Source organism: Pseudomonas sp. B21-048, assembly GCF_024748615.1.
In the GTDB taxonomy this organism is placed as follows: Bacteria; Pseudomonadota; Gammaproteobacteria; order Pseudomonadales; family Pseudomonadaceae; genus Aquipseudomonas.
In genome coordinates, this window is sequence record NZ_CP087168.1 from 3,592,574 (window position 1) to 3,609,612 (window position 17,039).

The window sequence follows — 17,039 nt, forward strand, 5'->3', positions numbered from 1 at the left end:
CCCGCATGGCTTTAGCGTAGTCCTGAACCAGGCGCCGACGATAATCCGGTTTGCCTGATCACCCCTCGGCGACTTCTCATATAACCCTCAAAACCGTGTGCTCAAGCCAGCAACTCGGTAATCCACCGGGCCTGTCGAGTGATGTCCTGCACCTTCTCCTCGGGCACCGCCCGCCCCGCCCGGGCGAAGTGGGTCAGGGTCTTCTGCTTCTGGCGCAGCAGACGCTGCCATTTGAGCAGGAACGCCGGGCTGCGTGTCTGCATCTGCAGCGGGCCGAAGTACAACTCCTCAGCGGTGTACCTCACCGGCCCCGCGCGCTCGGCGACAATGATTTCGTAGTCGAAGCGATTTTCCCGCAGCACCTCCTCGCAGAGGATGCGGTAGCCATTTTCCATCAGCCATTGGCGCAGTGGCTGCTCGCCGCCGTTGGGCTGCAAGATCAGGCGTTCCTGACCGCTCAGGCGCGCCTTGCCGCTGTCGAGGATGTCGCGGATCGTCTCGCCGCCCATGCCACAGAGGCTGATCGCCGTGATCCCGTCTTCCGGCTCGATCGCTGCCAGGCCATTGGCCAGGCGCACCGTGATCCGCAGGTCTTGGCCGTTCTCGCGCACGGTGCGTTCGGCCGAGCGGAACGGCGTCAATGCCACCTCGCCGGCCACTGCCGCCGTGATGGCGCCACGGCGCATCAACGCCACCGGCAGGTAGCCGTGATCCGAGCCGATATCGGCCAAGCGCGCACCGGCTGGCACATGCGCCGCCACGCGCTCCAGGCGCATGGACAATGTCTGTTCGTTCAACGGCAGTTCCTATTCACCACGAATGTCCGGCACCTTTGATATAAGTGCAAGCGGCCCATAATGCTGGGTGTTGGAGGCAGGGTAAAGCGCCAGCCAGGATTTTCTGGCGGCTGGATTCACTGCCGTAGAGATAGAGGCTTTCACCCAGAACAATGGCCTGGCGTTTTGACGTCAGGCATACACTATCAACTTAACGACAAGACAGACTCTTTACTCAACAAGCCACGCATATTGTTAGACTGTTATTTACGCACTCCAGCAACATCATCATGAGAACTTCTTCTATATAACGCACTTGCCAAATCGTCAAAAAAATAACGCCAGAATATTCAGGAAAAGTTCACAGTGCAGCCTCTACCCCAAGGTTTACGGCATTAACGTTAGTTGCTCAGCATTGCATCAAACACCTCAACGAAGTACCGCCCACTCTCTGACAATTTCTAACAATCATTGACACTCAGGCACAGACGCCAGATGATGGCGCCACATTGCCATCATCCAAAACATCAACCTCGTCAGGTTAATAAACTCTGCACTCCTGAGTTATTTAAATCCCGGTATAACGCATGAAATATGTAGATGACGTTACTCAGCTTTTCGCAAGCTTTGGCGAAGCCGCAGGTAGTTACCAGGAAATACAACCCAATTATAACGACTTCAAAGATAACCTGACCTCGCCGACAACATCGATCACTCAGCCAGATTTAAACGCGGCGTTGCCTCAAGCCATTACCGCCGAGTTTCCACTTGAAGAAACCGCGCCCTTATTACTGATTGGCCCGCCAGTGACACGTGCAAAAAACGTTGTCATCTCGCTGCCTTCACCGAAAACCGCCCCTCTGCCGAGTGAGTCAATGGCGGCCCCCCTAACGGGTGACCACCCGCGATTGAGCGAACTGTTGCGCGAACTGAAACAGACTCGTCGAGACGGTCTGCCAACGCCTCGAAAACAAACCGAAGCAAAGGTCATCGCTGTCGTTTCGGCAAATGGCGGCGTGGGGAAAAGCACTGTCGTGGCCGGGCTGGCAAAGGCTCTCAGGCGTCTTGGCGGGCGAACCATAGCGATTGATCTGGACCCTCAAAACGCCCTGCCCAGTCATTTGGGCACCCTTAAACAGGGGGCTGGACTGATCCAGCTGAAACAGCCCGATACCGACTGGAGCGCCCATTGTCAGCCGGGCTATTGCGACAGCGAGCTCCTGCCCTTTGGCACGGGCAACGTCGATGATCTCAGATCGCTCAAGCAGCAGATGCTTGACGATACCAACTGGCTGAACAGACACCTTGTGTCGATGAACCTCGGTGAAAACGATACGGTGATCCTGGACACCCCTTCAGGCGCAAACATCTATTCGCAACAAGCGCTGGATGCCGCCGATCTGGTGCTCGTCATCACCGTCGCCGACGCGGCCGCCTATCTGGCGCTGGACACCATGGCGCAGTGGCTGGAAACCCGCGCAAGACCTGCACAAGTTCACAGGTATGTGCTTAACCAACAGGAGGATTCGCGCTCATTCAGCCGGGACATGAGTCTGCTGTTCCAGCGCCGTCTCGGCAGTGATCTGATCAAGACGATACGACTCGATCACCAACTCAACGAATCGCTGGCCTACAACCAGGACCCACTGCAGCACGCACCGGACTCCATTGGCTGTCAGGACATCCTTTCACTTGCGCGCGCAGTTCACGCCTTGCTGCTCCCGGACGCTATTGACGAGCACGTCGCGCCATGACTGCCCAGCTCAATACCCCCTCCCCCTCCTCGCGGACCTGGCGATTGCAGGTGTTCCTGGATACGTTCCAGGCTCGCTTCAATCGATGGCCCGAGCGTTATCGCCAAGCCCTGAAAATCCTGGCAGGGCTGATTGCAGCATTATTGGCGCTGGGCATCCTTACCGCACCGCTGGATCTGTATTCCCAGGCAGGGTTTGCCGCAGCGTGTTTCACCGTCAGCCTGTTCATCCGCAAACAATCCGGGCGACTGGCGATCCTGACCTTGATCACCCTCTCGTTGATCGCATCGTTACGTTATATGTATTGGCGCCTGTCCGACACGCTGGATTTCGACAACTGGCAGGATGCCGTATTTGGCTATGGGTTGGTCCTGGCAGAGCTGTATGCCTTGCTCGTCCTGGTATTCGGTTATGTCCAGACCGCCTGGCCGCTGCACCGCAAGCCACAGATTTTGCAGCAGGCGCCGGATCAATGGCCAACGGTCGACATCTTTATCCCCACTTACAACGAAGCATTGAGCATCGTGAAACTGGTGGTGCTCGCCGCCCAATCCATTGACTGGCCCGAAGCCAAGTTGCGTGTGCATGTACTCGATGACGGACGTCGGGAAGCGTTCCGGATTTTCTGCGAACAGGTCGGCGTCAACTACATCACCCGCGACAACAATCAGCATGCCAAGGCCGGCAACCTCAACGAAGCGCTGAAAGTGACCGATGGCGAGTTCATTGCCGTATTTGACGCAGATCACGTCCCCACCCGCTCCTTTCTGCAAGTCACTATGGGCTGGTTTTTCAAGGATCCGAACCTGGCGTTGCTGCAAACGCCGCATTTTTTCTACTCACCCGACCCATTCGAAAAAAACCTCGATACGTTTCGCTCGGTCCCCAACGAAGGTGAGTTGTTCTACGGCCTGGTGCAGAACGGCAACGACCTTTGGAACGCAACCTTCTTCTGTGGCTCCTGCGCAGTCATGCGGCGCACTCATTTGCTGGAAGTCGGCGGCATCGCCACCGAAACCGTGACCGAGGATGCGCACACGGCGCTCAAGCTCAATCGCCGGGGGTTCAATACCGCCTACCTTGCCATTCCACAAGCAGCCGGCCTGGCCACGGAAAACCTTTCTCGTCACATTAGTCAGCGCATACGTTGGGCGCGGGGCATGGCGCAGATTTTTCGCACCGACAACCCGCTGCTTGGCAAAGGTCTGAACCTGGGCCAGCGCATCTGTTATCTCAACGCCATGATGCATTTTTTCTACAGCCTACCTCGCCTGGTGTTTTTGACCGCACCCTTGGCCTACCTGATTTTTGGCGCGCAGATATTCCACGCCTCGGCGTTGATGGTGGCGGTCTATGTACTGCCCCATATTGTCCATTCCAGCCTGACCAACTCCAGCATCCAGGGGCGATTCCGTCATTCGTTCTGGAACGAAGTCTATGAGTCGGTTTTGGCCTGGTACATCATGCGGCCCGTGCTACTCGCCCTGATCAAACCGTCACAGGGAACGTTCAACGTGACCGATAAGGGCGGCACCATCGAAGAAAATTATTTCGACTGGAAGCTCGCGCGCCCCTACATCGTGTTGCTCACCTTGAACATGCTCGGTCTGGGGATCGGTTCGGTGAAGCTGATAGGGAGTGATTCGGCCGAGGTCGCGACCTTGTTGATCAACCTGGTGTGGACTATTTACAACATCATCATCGTCAGTACCGCTGTCGCGGTTGCCAGTGAATCTTCCGAGGTGCGCTCCGAACCCAGGGTTCCCGCCGATCTGCCTGTGCGCATCTACCGTCAAGATGGCACCTGGTTCGATTGCACTACCCAGAATTTCTCGCAACAAGGCGTGGGTCTCAACCTGCCAGACGATATTCGACTCTGCCCCCAAGAGACGCTGCAACTGAGCATTCTGCGCACGCCTCCCTCCAGCCTTTTTCCTGCAACGGCGATGTTCAGCCACGGCAATGTGGTCGGTGTGCAATTCGATGCCATGCCACTGCGTCTGCAGAGTGAACTGGTTCGACTGACGTTTTCACGCGCCGATACCTGGGCCAGCAGTTGGGGTAACGGCCGTCCCGATGCCCCAATGTCGGCCCTCAGGGACGTCAGCCGCATCGGCCTGCGCGCCATTCTCGGCTTGTTCATGGTCACCCTTAAAGACGGCCGAGCGCTGCTGCGCAAACGTTCGAACACGCCATCCTCTATTGACCCTACTGCGGAAATGCCCCGATCTTGAACCGCTCTCGCCAGACCTCTATGCCTCGTCGCTCACTCCTGTTTATCGCCTGCTCATTATTGGGTTGGGGTAATGCGGCCTTGTGTGTTGCCGACCCAATCAGTGCCACAACGGTGGCGATCGCATCGCCGCCGCTGACCGATGCGTCGACCCACAGCTACACCCGCACGCTCAAGGAACTGGGAAAGAACTATTCGATGAGCCTCAAGGGTGTGGAGGCAACGGACAGCGTGAACTTCAATGTGCGGGCCGATGAAGTCGTGACGGCGGCGCAGGTCACGCTGCAGTACAGCTACTCACCGGCACTGCTGGCCGACCTTTCGCAGATCAACGTATTGATCAATGATCAGGTGGCCGCCAGCCTGCCCCTGCCCAAAGATGCCGCCGGCCGATTGCAGACCCAGACCGTGCAGATCCCGCCGCAGATGATTACCGAGTTCAACCGGCTCAGTCTGCAGTTCATCGGTCACTACACGATGCAATGCGAAGATCCGTTGCACTCCAGTCTCTGGGCCAGGATCGATAACACCAGCCAGCTGAGCCTCCAGGTGTCTTCGGTGCCACAGCCCAATGATCTTTCCGCATTGCCGCTGCCCCTGTTCGATCCACGAGACACCTTGCCCTTAAAGCTGCCCTTCGTGTTCATCTCACGCCCTGACAACGCCGGGCTGGAGGCCGCCGGTGTTCTGTCCTCCTGGTTCGGCGCCCTGGCCAGCTACCGTGGCGCGACCTTTGCGGTCAACGCCCAACTGCCGACCACCGGCAACGCCGTGGTGTTTGTCAGCAACAATGAAGCAGCGACGTTGAATGGTCTCAAGATCAAAGAGGCCACCGGGCCGCGATTGACGATGGTCAGCAACCCGAATGACCCTCAAGGCAAGCTGTTGGTCGTTTCCGGGCGTGATGGCGCCGATCTGAAAATCGCCGCCACTGCACTGGCACTCGGCGGTTCAACCTTTTCGGGGCAAAGTGTGGCGATTGATCGTATCGATGCGATGAAGCCACGCCAGCCCTACGATGCGCCCAACTGGTTGCCCTCTGATCGCCCGGTGCGCCTGGGTGAACTGGCCAAAGCGGCCGAGCTCAACGTGTCGGGTTACAACCCTGGGCAAATGACGGTAGCCCTGCGTTTGCCCCCGGACCTGTTCAACTGGCGCGAGCCCGGTGCGCAACTGGATTTGAAATACCGCTATACGCCTCAACCGATTGCCACCAACTCCTCGTTGCTGGTCAGCTTCAACGACATGTTCATCAAGTCGATCGACTTGCCTTCCGTCGAGAAGCTCGGCAACAGCGATAGCCTGCTGGCGATGCTCAAGACCGACGACAGCCTGGCCCGCACATCGCGCATGTTGTTGCCGCTGAATTCGGTAGCCCTGCAATCGCGGCTGCAATTTCGCTTTATGTATGACTACATCAAGCAGGGCGATTGCCGCGACATCATCATCGACAACATGCGCGGTGCGATCGACCCGGACTCAACGCTAGACGTCAGCCATTACGACCACTTTATGGCCATGCCCAATCTGGGTGTGTTCAAGGACAGTGGTTTTCCGTTCACGCGCATGGCCGATCTTTCTGAAACCGCAGTGATCCTGCCCAATGACCCTGGCCCGGCCGAGCTCGGCGCCTACCTGACCCTGCTCGGTCGCTTTGGCGATTCCACCGGCTACCCGGCCACCGGCGTGAAAGTGGTCCACGCCGACCAGTTGGCCGAGCAGCGCGATCGGGATTTGCTGGTCCTCGCCTCAGGCAAAAACCAACCGCTGCTAGAACAATGGCAGGGCCTGCTGCCGGCCAGGACACAAGGCGATGAGCAATACGTCGAGCTGTCGGACCTGCCCTTGCGCGTACGCAACTGGTTCAGCCCGGACACCCAAGGCAATCTGCGCAAGGCGCGTAACAGCCTCAGGTTTTCCGCTGAGGACGGCAGTGCTTATCTGACGGGGTTCGAATCACCGCTCAAGAGCGGACGCAGCGTGGTGTTCATCGCCAGCGCGCAGCCCAGTGGTCTCGCCGAGGTGACTGATGCCCTGCTCAGCACCGAAGCAAACACCCACACACTGCAAGGCAGTCTGGTGGTGATCAAGGGCAAGCAGGTTGAGTCGCTGGTGGCCGAACAGGATTACTACGTCGGGCGTTTGGGTCCGTGGCGCTTTGTACAGTGGCACCTCTCGCAAAACGTACTGGCATTCGTTTCGGTCACGCTGATCGGGGTCCTGTTGTTGGCTTCGTTGGCCTACCTGTCCCTGCGCATGCGGGCCAAACGTCGTCTTGGTCAGTAAGTCGCGCATGCCGTCATTGACCATGGACTGTCGTGGCCTGTCACTTCGTCAGTGTTTGCGCGGGTTGAGCGTTTTGCTGGCACTGGCGCTGGTGACGCCCGCGATGGCGGCCCGCCCACCGTGCCCGGAGCCGGCATGGCCGCTGTGGCAGGCCTATGCATCGCGCTTCGTCCAGGCCGATGGCCGGGTGCTGGAGTCCAGCCTGCAGACCAACCACAGCACATCGGAAGGTCAGTCCTACGGCATGCTCTTCGCCCTTATCGGCAATGACCCGCAACGCTTCGACGAATTGTGGCGCTGGACCGCCACAAACCTCGCCGGGTCCGCCATTGGCACACGCCTGCCGGGTTGGTTATGGGGGCAAGGCGAGGACGGTCAATGGCGCTTGCAAGACAGCCACTCCGCCTCCGACGCCGATCTGTGGTTCGCCTACGCCCTGCTCGAAGCCGCTCGCTTGTGGCATCGGCCGGACTATCGCCAGGACGCTCTTCGGTTGATGGCAACCCTCGAAGCGCAGTTGGTCGTTGATCTGCCTGGATTGGGCCTGATGCTATTGTCCGGGCCAGAGGGTTTTATCCTGCCAGGCCCGCTCTGGCGGCTGAATCCCAGTTATCTGCCACTTCCCGTGCTGCGGCGGTTGGCCAAGGAAGCACCTTCCGGCCCCTGGTCAGCCATTGCTGATAACACGGCGACGATGATTAGCCAATCAAGCCCCCACGGCTTCGTGGCTGACTGGGTCGGTTATCAATCAGGGGGCTTCGTCAGTGACCCGATCAAGGGTGAGACAGGGAGTTACGACGCCATTCGCGTCTACCTCTGGCTGGGCATGAGCGACGCCAGGGAACCGCTGGCGGCGCCCCTGTTGAAACAACTCGACGGCATGGCCCGCCTCACTGCCGCGACCGATCTGCCGCCGGAAACCGTTCAGGTTCTGCAAGGTAATGTTCAGGGCCAAGGCCCTTTCGGATTCAGCGCGGCACTGATGCCTTACTTTCATGCCAAGGGCCAATCGAGCGTCGCCCTCGTACTGCGTCAGCGCACCGAGCAAGCCTTGCGCGAGGCCATGGCCAGACCCGATGCCAGCGCAGGCCCGCCTCGCTACTACAACTTCATGCTCAGTCTGTTCGCGCTCGGCTGGGCGGACAAACACTATCGATTCCGGGAAGACGGAACACTGAAACTCTCCTGGGAGACCGCATGCACGCGCACCACCGCACGCTAACCATCGCCGTGATGAGCGCGTTGACAGCCACAGCTGCCCACGCGCAAAGCCCGACGCCGCAGACATTACTCGTCGAGCAAGGGCAGTACTGGCAGTTACACAACAACCCTCAACGCGCTGCGGAAGTCTGGCTGAAAGTCCTGCTGCTGGACCCGGTCCAGGTTGACGCACTGTATGGCTTGGGCTTGATCGGCCTGCAACAGGACAAGCCACAACAGGCGCAGCAATACCTCGCCCGCTTGCAGGCCATCCAGCCACCGCCTCGGCAGGCACTGCAATTGGCGCAGGACATCAGCGTGGCCCAAACGCAGAACCAGCAGCGTCTGGAAGAGGCTCGGCGCCTCGTCGATGCCGGTGAGCGTGACAAGGCGACTGCAGTGTTTCGCTCGCTGTTCGATGGCCGTCCACCTCAAGGTACGATCGGCCGCGAGTATTACAACAACCTTGCCTTCAACCAGGCTGACTGGACTGAAGCACGCAACGGATTTCAGCGCCTGCAACGCGAGATGCCCAACGACTCGATCGTCGCGCTGTTTTACGCCAAGCATCTGGTCCGCCGTGAAGACAGCCGTGCCGAGGGCATCCGCGCCCTGGCCGCGCTGACCCAGCGTGCCGACATTGCCGGTGATGCCGACGAAAGCTGGCGCCTGGCGCTGACCTGGATCGGTCCGCCCAATCCGGCACAAGTGCCGTTGTTCGAGGCGTACCTCAAGACGCATCCGGATGACGCGCAAATCCGGGCGCAGATGAACAAGGGCAAGCAACAGGTGGCAACGACGGCCGGCAAGGAATGGCAACCGCCTGCCGAAGTCGCGCGCGGCCTGAAGGCGCTCAAAGAAGGCGATCAGGCCACCGCCGAACAGGCTTTTCAAGCACGCTTGAAAACCCGGCCCGATGATGCTGACGCGCTGGGCGGCCTTGGGGTTATTCGCCAGCAGCAACACCGACTGGCCGAAGCGGAAAAGCTCTTGAGTCAGGCCACGCGACAAAACGACGGCAGCCGCTGGCAAGTTGCGCTGAACGAAGTGCGCTATTGGTCGGCGTTGCAGCAGGCCCGCGACGCCCAGGCCAAAGGCCAGACAGCCCAGGCACAGGTCTTGGTCAACCAGGCGCTACGGCTGAATCCAAACGGGGTCGATGCGCGCCTCGCCCTGGCGGATATTCAGGCCAGCGCGGGCCAGTTCGATGACGCTCAGCGCACCTATCGGCAGATTTTGAACCAGCGCCGCGATGACCCTCAAGCACAGGAAGGGCTGGTCAATGTGCTGCTCAAGAGCGGCAAGAACGATGAAGCCCTGCAACTGATTAACAGCCTGCCCGCCACCGGACAGGCAAAGATCGGCCAGTCCGCGCGCCTGCAAGCCTTGCGCGCGACGCAACTGGCCGCCCTCGCCGAACAACGCAACGACCTGCCCGCTGCGCGCAACGCCTTGCAAGATGCGCTGCGCGTTGAGCCGGATAACGTCTGGACACGTTTCGCCCTGGCCCGCCTGAACCTGGCGATGGGCGAACCGCAAAAGGCTCGGGACCTGATCAACGCCATGCTCCAGGCCCATCCCGACAATGCCGATGCGCTTTACGTCAGCGCCTTGCTGTCGGTCCAGATGGGTGAGTGGAAAGCCGCCCAGACAACGTTGGGACGCTTGCGCCCCGACCAGCGCACCCCGGACATGGACGCATTGGCCGCTGATGTCAGCCTCAACCTGCAACTCAGCCAGGCGATCGAGTTGGGCAAGCGCGGACAGCGCCAGGAAGCCCTGACCTTGCTCGATCGTATTCAGCCGATGACCACCAACAGTCCAGATCGCACGGCGAGCCTGGCCTCGGCCTATGTCGACATCGGCGAGCCCACCCGTGCGCTGGCCCTCATGCGCGGCCAGTTGCAAAACACCACGGCGCCCTCGGCGGACTTCATCCTGCAATACGCCGCTGTCCTGCTTAAAACCGGCGAAGACGCACAGGTCAACGAGATTCTGCGCGACCTTCAGAACAGGCCCTTGAACGCGCCGGCTCGCAAGCGTTTCGACGACCTGCTCTATCTCTATCGCATCCGCCAGGCTGACCAGCTGCGTGAACGAGGCAATCTGGCCAGCGCTTATGACACGCTAGCGCCCGCACTGGCGCAACGTCCCGGTGACAGCGCTGCCGTCGCGGCGCTAGCGCGGATGTACTCGGCCAACGGCGACACGGCAAAAACCCTCGAACTCTACAAACCGCTGTTACAACGTCAGCCAAACGACCCGCAACTGCTGTTGGGTGCCGCCAACGCGGCGGTGTTGGCACATGACACTGCCTTTGCCGAACAGGCACTGCAACAGCTGCTCAAGACCGAATCCGGTAACCCTCAAACGCTGACAGAGGCCGCCCGCCTCTACCAGAGCATGGGCAAGACCGGCACGGCGACCGATCTGCTGCGTAAAGCAGTGGCCATTGAACAGAACGAGAAACGCAGAAACCAGGGCGACCAGCTCGCCGGTTCGACGGCGGCGTCCAACCCTTTTGCGGGGGTGTCGGGAGCAGGTAGCCAGGTCAGTCGCGACACCTTGCTGGCAGCGATCCCGCCACCGGCTCAGGAGATGCCGGGCAACGCGAGGTCTCACGCCCCTTTTGGCATCGACGCCCCGCCAAGGCCGCAGCAGGCGAGCAATCCATTCGAGTCGCAGCTGCCGCGCGCCGCATTGGTGAGCGAGGACATCAGCCCCGCGCAACTGGCTCTGAATAAAATCCTTCAGGAGCGCAGTGCCTACGTCACCCAAGGCGTAAGCATTCGCAGCAACAACAGCGAGTCAGGGTTGAGCAAACTGACCGATGTTGAAACACCGCTGGAAATCAATATTCCGCTGGATGAAAGCCGCATCGCCCTGCGCGTGACGCCGGTTTCGCTGAACGCTGGCAGTGTCAGCGACGAGGCGCTGTCGCGTTTCGGTAACGGTGCCCAGAGTGGCAGCGCCGGCTCGCAAAAAGCCGAGGGTGTCGGCCTTTCCGTCGCCATCCAACGACCCGCGGATGGACTCAAAGCCGATCTCGGCACCACCCCGCTCGGCTTCAAATACACCACCGCCACCGGCGGCATCAGCATTGATCGCCCGGTGAGCGACTCCTCTAATGTCCGTTATGGCGTGAGCGTTTCCCGGCGCCCGGTGACTGACAGCGTCACCTCGTTTGCCGGCACCACGGACAAACGCAGCGGGCAGTCCTGGGGCGGCGTGACCGCTAACGGCGGGCGTGGCCAGTTGAGCTTTGATGACAACGAAGTCGGCGTCTATGGCTACGCCTCCTGGCACCAGCTATTGGGCAACCATGTCCAGTCCAACAACCGCAGTGAACTGGGCAGCGGTGTGTACTGGTACCTGCAAAATGCAACGGACAGCAAGCTGACCGTCGGTCTGAGCATGACCGGCATCAGCTACGCCAACAATCAGGACTATTTCACCTATGGCCACGGCGGCTATTTCAGCCCGCAGACGTTCTTCGCCCTGGGCGTGCCGGTGACCTGGGCACAACGCACCGGGCGCTTGACGTATCAAGTCAAGGGCTCGGTCGGCGTGCAGCATTTCGAGCAGGACAGCGCCGACTATTTCCCCAACGACAAAGCCCTGCAAGCGGCCTCGGGCCTGCGCTACGAAGGGCAAAACAAAACCGGGATCGGCTACAGCGTTGCCGCGGCGGCTGAATACAAGGTCGCTTCGAACTTCCTGCTGGGCGCCAGCCTGGGCCTGGACAACGCCCGCGACTACCAACAACTGAGCGGCGCCCTGTCTTTGCGCTACCAGTTCGAGGAGATCAGCGGCCCCATGAGCCTGCCGGTCAGCCCCTACACCTCACCTTATTCCAACTGATCATCTGGAGCTTTCGATGCCCACTTCTGCCCTTGCCGGTCTGACTCTCCTTGTTCTTGGGGAAAGCCATATGAGCCTTGCGGATCATTTACTGGAGCCGCTGCACGACAACCTGACTCGCCAAGGCGCGCAGGTTCATTCCATCGGTGCCTGCGGTGCCAGCGCCGGCGACTGGCTGATCAGCAAAAAGGTCGACTGCGGCGCCGAGCGCAAAGGCAACGACAAGATCGTGATCAAAGGGCGCGAGGCAACCACCACACCGATCCAGGACCTGATCGCCGCCGACAAACCCGACCTGGTGGTATTGGTCATCGGCGACACCATGGCGTCCTATGACAAGCCAGTGTTTCCGAAGGCCTGGGCCTGGCAAAGCGTCACCGGCCTGGCCAAGGCCATCGCCGCCACTGGCACCCGTTGCGCCTGGGTAGGCCCGGCCTGGGGCAAAGCGGGTGGCATGTACCAGAAGAATGATGCCCGCGCCCAGTTGATGTCGCAGTTTTTGGCCGCGAACGTGGCGCCTTGCACCTACATCGATTCGCTGACGTTCTCCAAACCCGGGCAGTGGGTCACCACCGACGGGCAGCACTTCACCGTCGCCGGTTATCAAGCATGGGGCACTGCGATTGGCGGTGCATTGGCCAAACTGCCCGCCGAGCGCGTCAGCAGCGCAGGAGCCGGCAAATGAGCCGATCCGCCTGTGGCTGGAAACTGTTAGCGCCCTTGATGCTGAGCCTGCACGCCCAGGCTGCCGACATTGCCCTGTACCCGACGGGCCCGGATCAGGACTCGGCTTTCCTGCGTTTTATCAACGCCGCCGACCGCCCCTTGCAGCTGCTGGCCGAAGGCTCGCGGGCCAGCCTCAGACTCGAGGGTTCGAATGCCGTGTCCGACTACCTGCCTGTGCCCGCCAACCAGCCGATCAAGGGCACTCTGGAACGCAACGGCAAAAGCCAGCCGCTGGACATCCAGGTGGCAGCAGGCGAATTCGCCAGCGTGATCGCTTTGCCAGACAGCGCTCAAGGTATTCGCCAGGTCGTCATCCGTGAGCAACCCGACGACTTCAATAGCCTGAGAGCCTCGCTGGCGTTTATCAGCGCCGATCCCGCGTGCACCCAGGCCGGTTTGCGCGCGGCGGGGAAGAACGCCGATCTGTTCAAGGAGGTGGCCGATGGCAGCGTGCAACGCCGCGCGATCAACCCGGTCAGCCTGTCGGTTCAATTGGTCTGCGCTCAAACCAACGTCGGGGCCCCGCTTGACTTGGGCCAGCTCAAGGCCGGCGAGCGTTATAGCGTCGTGCTGTTACCTGGCGAAACTGGCCCTTACCTGTTGCTCGCGACGGACGTCCTGGCCCACTGATCGGATCGCGCCACCACCATGGTTTTTGCCTCTCTCGAATTTCTAACGTTGTTCCTGCCACTGTTCCTGCTCGCCTATGCCTTGTGCCCAGCCGACAGGCGCAACGTCACGCTGCTGATCGGAAGTTGGCTGTTTTATGGCTGGTTGAGCCCACGATTCCTTGCTGTGCATGTGATGCTGACGATCACGGCATGGGTGGGTGGCTTATTGATTGACGCCTGGCGACAGGAGAGCAAGGGCCGTGTGCGGATACTGGTGGCCCTGATCGTGCTCAACACAGCCATCCTCTGCGGGTACAAGTACGCCAACATTGTCGTCGACACCTTGAACGAAGCGATTATCTGGTCCGGAGCCGCGCCCCTGTCCTGGCAACGCGTCATCATGCCGGCCGGATTGTCATTTGTGGTGCTGCAGGCAATTTCCTACCTGGTGGATGTGCATCGTCGCACCGTGCCGGTCGAGCGCAGCTTCATCCATTACGCGACCTATATCTCGATGTTCGGCCATTCGGTCGCCGGCCCCATCATTCGCTATGACTGGGTCCGGCGCGAGTTGCATCGGCGTGACTTCAACGCGCAGAACTTTTCGCTGGGCGCACGCCGGTTCATGCTCGGGATGTGCATGAAGGTTCTGGTGGCCGACACGCTGTCACCCGTGGTCGACGTGGCGTTCAGTGTGCAGAACCCCAGTTTTTCCGACGCCTGGCTGGGCTGCCTCGCCTACTCCCTGCAACTATTCTTTGACTTCGCCGGCTACAGCGCCATGGCCATTGGTTTGGGGCTGATGTTGGGCTTTCACTTTCCGGAGAACTTCAACCGCCCGTATCTGGCCAACAGCATCCAGGATTTCTGGCGCCGCTGGCACATGTCGTTGTCCAGTTGGTTGCGTGACTATCTGTATATCCCGCTGGGGGGTAATCGTAACGGCGCCTGGAAAACCTATCGCAACCTGTTCCTGATCATGGCCATCGCCGGCCTCTGGCACGGCGGCGACAATTGGAACTATCTACTGTGGGGCTGCGCCCACGGCATTGCGTTATGTGTTGATCGTGCCTGGAACCGCGCTTCCCTGCCCCCTGTGCCGCCCGTGCTTTCCCATGCGCTGACACTGCTGTTCGTCTGCCTGGCGTGGACACTGTTCCGCGCCCCCGACTTTCATAGCGCACTGAATCTGTACGCCGGACAATTCGGGTTGCAGGGCTTCGCCCTCGGTGAGGAACTGTCCGCGATCCTGCGCCCGGTGCATGGCCTCGCGGGCTTGTTGGGGGTGCTGGTTATCGTCGCGCCGCTGCTACGCCCTTACGCTGAAAAACACCGGGTCGGCCTGGCGCTCTGCACCGCCGCCCTTTGGCCCATTGCCGGTTTCATGCTGTCGTTCGCACTGACCGCCAGTCGCGAAACCGTACCCTTTCTGTACTTTCAATTCTGATGAAGACTCAAGAGCACATCACTACGCCTGCGCAACCTGACGCCCCGGTCGCACACGCCAGTCCGTTGGCCGGCGCGTCTCTGCTGATATTCCTATTCGTCGGGCTACTGTCCTCTGGCTGGCTGATCGGGTCAGGGCAAATAGAGCGGCTACCGCCGAAATTATTGGCCACGCAGATGCTTGACGGAGCTATCACCCATAAAATCGCCAAGGAGCTGTCGAAAGCCATCATCCCCACCACGTTCGCCAAATTTGCGCGCGGTGCCAGCTGGCTCCTGCTCAATGACACCGGGCTCAGGGTTCGTTCAGGCTGCACTGACTGGCTGTTTCTGGCCGATGAGCTAACGGTCCATCATCAAGCGCAACGTAATGCCGATGCCAAGCTTCAGGCCGTGATCGATCTGAAAGAACGGCTCTCTCAACGACACATCAGCCTGCTGGTGGTCATCGTTCCAGACAAGAGCCGCATCGCTTCTGCACAACGTTGCTCACTGTATCGCCCGGCTTCTTTCGAAGGACGCATCCAGTCCTGGACGGCGAGGCTGAATGCGGCCGGGCTGGCGAATCTGGACCTGAGCGATGCACTGGCGCCACTAGGACCCCAAGCCTATTTGCGCACCGATACGCACTGGAGCGAATCCGGCGCCAAGGCTGCGGCCGAGGCCATTGCGCAGCGCCTGAAAACCCTGGGCATCACCGCAACACCACGCCGATCGTTCAGCGAAAGTCACGTCCCGGTCGCACTACGGCCTGGCGATCTGGTGCGCCTGGCGGGCATCGATTGGCTGCCGCTGAGATGGCAACCCGCACCCGAATGGATCGCCCAGACCAGCCTGCGCGAAATTCCTGACGTGTCGGCCGACAGCCCTGAGAATGAAAGCGACCTTTTTGGCGACGCCGATTTACCCAGCACCGCTCTGATCGGAACCTCATTTTCGCGCAACTCGAACTTCGCAGGGTTCCTGCAACAAGCACTGGGGGCCCCGGTGGGTAATTTCGCAAAAGAGGGAGGCGCTTTCTCCGGCGCCGCAAACAGCTACATCGACAACCCGGCTTTCAAAGAAACACCGCCGAAATTGATCATCTGGGAAATTCCGGAACGAGACCTGCAAACGGCCTACACCGACCCCATTGATATTGCCCGTTTCTACCCAGGCGGCGCAGTTGCATTGGAACCTTAAACAACCGGTCGCCCATCTTTACGCGCTATTTATCCGGGAATGAAACACCCCATCGGCTGCATCCTTTGGGGTGCAATTCATCAAGCCATCAAGAGCGCCCTACGGAACCTGTGACCGGTAGATTCCCCAGCAATTTGAGCCCGGTACTCTTCACGAAAGCCTCATAGTCCATCGGTCTTTCGATACGGGTTTCAGCGTTGGGCAGGACGTAGGCCCAGGCACGTTTGGACGAAGCGTCGTAAACCAGCTTGAACAGGCGGGTTGGCACCCAGACCTTGTTGTCGCCGATGGTGGTGTGGCCTGAGTCAAAGAGCGGGCCGGTAAAGACAAAAACATTACCATCGGCTCGCTTGGCGAACTTTCTGACATCGGACTCGACCTTGCTCCAGATCTTCCGGTTGTTGGTTGGGTCTTGCGGCACCATGTTCGACAGTGCAAAGGATTGAGCCATTGCATTGGGATTCGGAGCATCGGCTGCCGGGGATTGATGGCCACGGTCCACAGCCGGATGTTGGCTACGATAGTCACTCAACTCGGCCCGCCCATTCTTGGGGATGCGTGGGTCCGGGTAGAACTGGTTGGTGCGCTCCTCGCCTTTGGCATCCTGTAGTTGGGCCGCATCAAGGCGTTCGACCACGACCAACGGCGTCTTGCTGGTTTGTGAGTACAGCACTGCAAAGTTGTCGGAACACAGGGCCAGCGGTTTCATGGTTGCAGGCACAGTGGCCAGGTTGATGGGCTTCGCAGCCGGGAACAGATCTGCGCAGCCATCAAACGATGCCTGTTTCTGTTTGTTCGAATAGAGGCTCAGGGCCGCGTTCTGGCTGATCGAGCCCGAACGGGACACGTGCTCCTGATGCTGGGTGGGCGGTTTGATGAAATCCAGCAGACTGCGGGCTTCTGCCCCGGTCGAGAGCAAAACAAGGGCCGACAGCCCAACTGCAATTTTGCGTAAGTGCATGCT

Annotated in this window: 11 protein-coding genes; 9 read left to right on the plus strand and 2 right to left on the minus strand. The window is 60.0% G+C overall.

Annotated features, from left to right (window positions below; all coding sequences use genetic code 11):
* Nucleotides 1-101: 101 nt before the first annotated feature.
* Complete coding sequence (locus LOY56_RS16795; RefSeq protein ID WP_309474863.1) at nucleotides 102-797, minus strand: tRNA (adenine(22)-N(1))-methyltransferase TrmK; 696 nt, start codon at nucleotides 795-797, stop codon at nucleotides 102-104.
* Between the two features lie 566 nt (nucleotides 798-1,363).
* Here LOY56_RS16795 and bcsQ point away from each other — a divergent pair.
* The 9 genes from bcsQ to LOY56_RS16840 are packed head-to-tail and all read left to right on the plus strand — an operon-like array spanning nucleotide 1,364 to nucleotide 16,075.
* Complete coding sequence (gene bcsQ / locus LOY56_RS16800; protein ID WP_258615771.1) at nucleotides 1,364-2,530, plus strand: cellulose biosynthesis protein BcsQ; 1,167 nt, start codon at nucleotides 1,364-1,366, stop codon at nucleotides 2,528-2,530.
* Nucleotides 2,527-4,764: a UDP-forming cellulose synthase catalytic subunit gene (bcsA, locus tag LOY56_RS16805; protein WP_258615772.1), complete on the plus strand. Its 2,238-nt coding sequence runs from the start codon at nucleotides 2,527-2,529 to the stop codon at nucleotides 4,762-4,764. Before bcsQ ends, bcsA begins: the two co-directional genes overlap by 4 nt.
* 20 nt (nucleotides 4,765-4,784) lie before the next feature.
* Nucleotides 4,785-7,049: a cellulose biosynthesis cyclic di-GMP-binding regulatory protein BcsB gene (gene bcsB / locus LOY56_RS16810; protein ID WP_258622728.1), complete on the plus strand. Its 2,265-nt coding sequence runs from the start codon at nucleotides 4,785-4,787 to the stop codon at nucleotides 7,047-7,049.
* 7 nt (nucleotides 7,050-7,056) lie between these two features.
* Nucleotides 7,057-8,271, plus strand: coding sequence for a cellulose synthase complex periplasmic endoglucanase BcsZ (gene bcsZ, locus LOY56_RS16815; RefSeq protein WP_258615774.1), 1,215 nt, complete (start codon nucleotides 7,057-7,059; stop codon nucleotides 8,269-8,271).
* Nucleotides 8,247-12,110 carry a cellulose biosynthesis protein BcsC gene (locus LOY56_RS16820; protein WP_258615775.1) on the plus strand — a complete coding sequence of 1,288 codons (3,864 nt, stop codon included), beginning with the start codon at nucleotides 8,247-8,249 and terminating at the stop codon, nucleotides 12,108-12,110. The genes bcsZ and LOY56_RS16820 overlap by 25 nt, the downstream gene beginning before the upstream one ends.
* A gap of 16 nt (nucleotides 12,111-12,126) precedes the next feature.
* Nucleotides 12,127-12,795 (plus strand): SGNH/GDSL hydrolase family protein, encoded by a 669-nt coding sequence (locus LOY56_RS16825; protein WP_258615777.1) that lies wholly within the window; start codon nucleotides 12,127-12,129, stop codon nucleotides 12,793-12,795.
* Nucleotides 12,792-13,466 (plus strand): alginate O-acetyltransferase AlgF, encoded by a 675-nt coding sequence (locus LOY56_RS16830; protein ID WP_258615778.1) that lies wholly within the window; start codon nucleotides 12,792-12,794, stop codon nucleotides 13,464-13,466. Before LOY56_RS16825 ends, LOY56_RS16830 begins: the two co-directional genes overlap by 4 nt.
* Nucleotides 13,467-13,484: 18 nt before the next feature.
* A complete protein-coding gene (locus LOY56_RS16835) occupies nucleotides 13,485-14,894 on the plus strand; it encodes an MBOAT family protein (RefSeq protein WP_258615779.1) in 1,410 nt (469 codons plus the stop codon).
* Nucleotides 14,894-16,075 (plus strand): alginate O-acetyltransferase AlgX-related protein, encoded by a 1,182-nt coding sequence (locus LOY56_RS16840; RefSeq protein WP_258615780.1) that lies wholly within the window; start codon nucleotides 14,894-14,896, stop codon nucleotides 16,073-16,075. Before LOY56_RS16835 ends, LOY56_RS16840 begins: the two co-directional genes overlap by 1 nt.
* A gap of 88 nt (nucleotides 16,076-16,163) precedes the next feature.
* On the opposite strand, the gene LOY56_RS16845 is transcribed toward LOY56_RS16840, so the two are convergent.
* The gene (locus LOY56_RS16845; protein WP_258615784.1) at nucleotides 16,164-17,036 is read right to left on the minus strand and encodes a DNA/RNA non-specific endonuclease; all 873 of its coding nucleotides are present in this window, start codon (nucleotides 17,034-17,036) and stop codon (nucleotides 16,164-16,166) included.
* Between the last annotated feature and the right edge of the window lie 3 nt (nucleotides 17,037-17,039).

What these genes read in the sequence shown, in the direction of transcription:
- bcsA (WP_258615772.1), top strand. Translation starts at nt 2,527, where the DNA reads ATGACTGCCCAGCTCAATACCCCCTCCCCCTCCTCGCGGACCTGGCGA.
- LOY56_RS16845 (WP_258615784.1), bottom strand. Translation starts at nt 17,036, where the DNA reads ATGCACTTACGCAAAATTGCAGTTGGGCTGTCGGCCCTTGTTTTGCTC.
- LOY56_RS16825 (WP_258615777.1), top strand. Translation starts at nt 12,127, where the DNA reads ATGCCCACTTCTGCCCTTGCCGGTCTGACTCTCCTTGTTCTTGGGGAA.
- bcsZ (WP_258615774.1), top strand. Translation starts at nt 7,057, where the DNA reads ATGCCGTCATTGACCATGGACTGTCGTGGCCTGTCACTTCGTCAGTGT.
- bcsQ (WP_258615771.1), top strand. Translation starts at nt 1,364, where the DNA reads ATGAAATATGTAGATGACGTTACTCAGCTTTTCGCAAGCTTTGGCGAA.
- bcsB (WP_258622728.1), top strand. Translation starts at nt 4,785, where the DNA reads ATGCCTCGTCGCTCACTCCTGTTTATCGCCTGCTCATTATTGGGTTGG.
- LOY56_RS16835 (WP_258615779.1), top strand. Translation starts at nt 13,485, where the DNA reads ATGGTTTTTGCCTCTCTCGAATTTCTAACGTTGTTCCTGCCACTGTTC.
- LOY56_RS16820 (WP_258615775.1), top strand. Translation starts at nt 8,247, where the DNA reads ATGCACGCGCACCACCGCACGCTAACCATCGCCGTGATGAGCGCGTTG.
- LOY56_RS16830 (WP_258615778.1), top strand. Translation starts at nt 12,792, where the DNA reads ATGAGCCGATCCGCCTGTGGCTGGAAACTGTTAGCGCCCTTGATGCTG.
- LOY56_RS16840 (WP_258615780.1), top strand. Translation starts at nt 14,894, where the DNA reads ATGAAGACTCAAGAGCACATCACTACGCCTGCGCAACCTGACGCCCCG.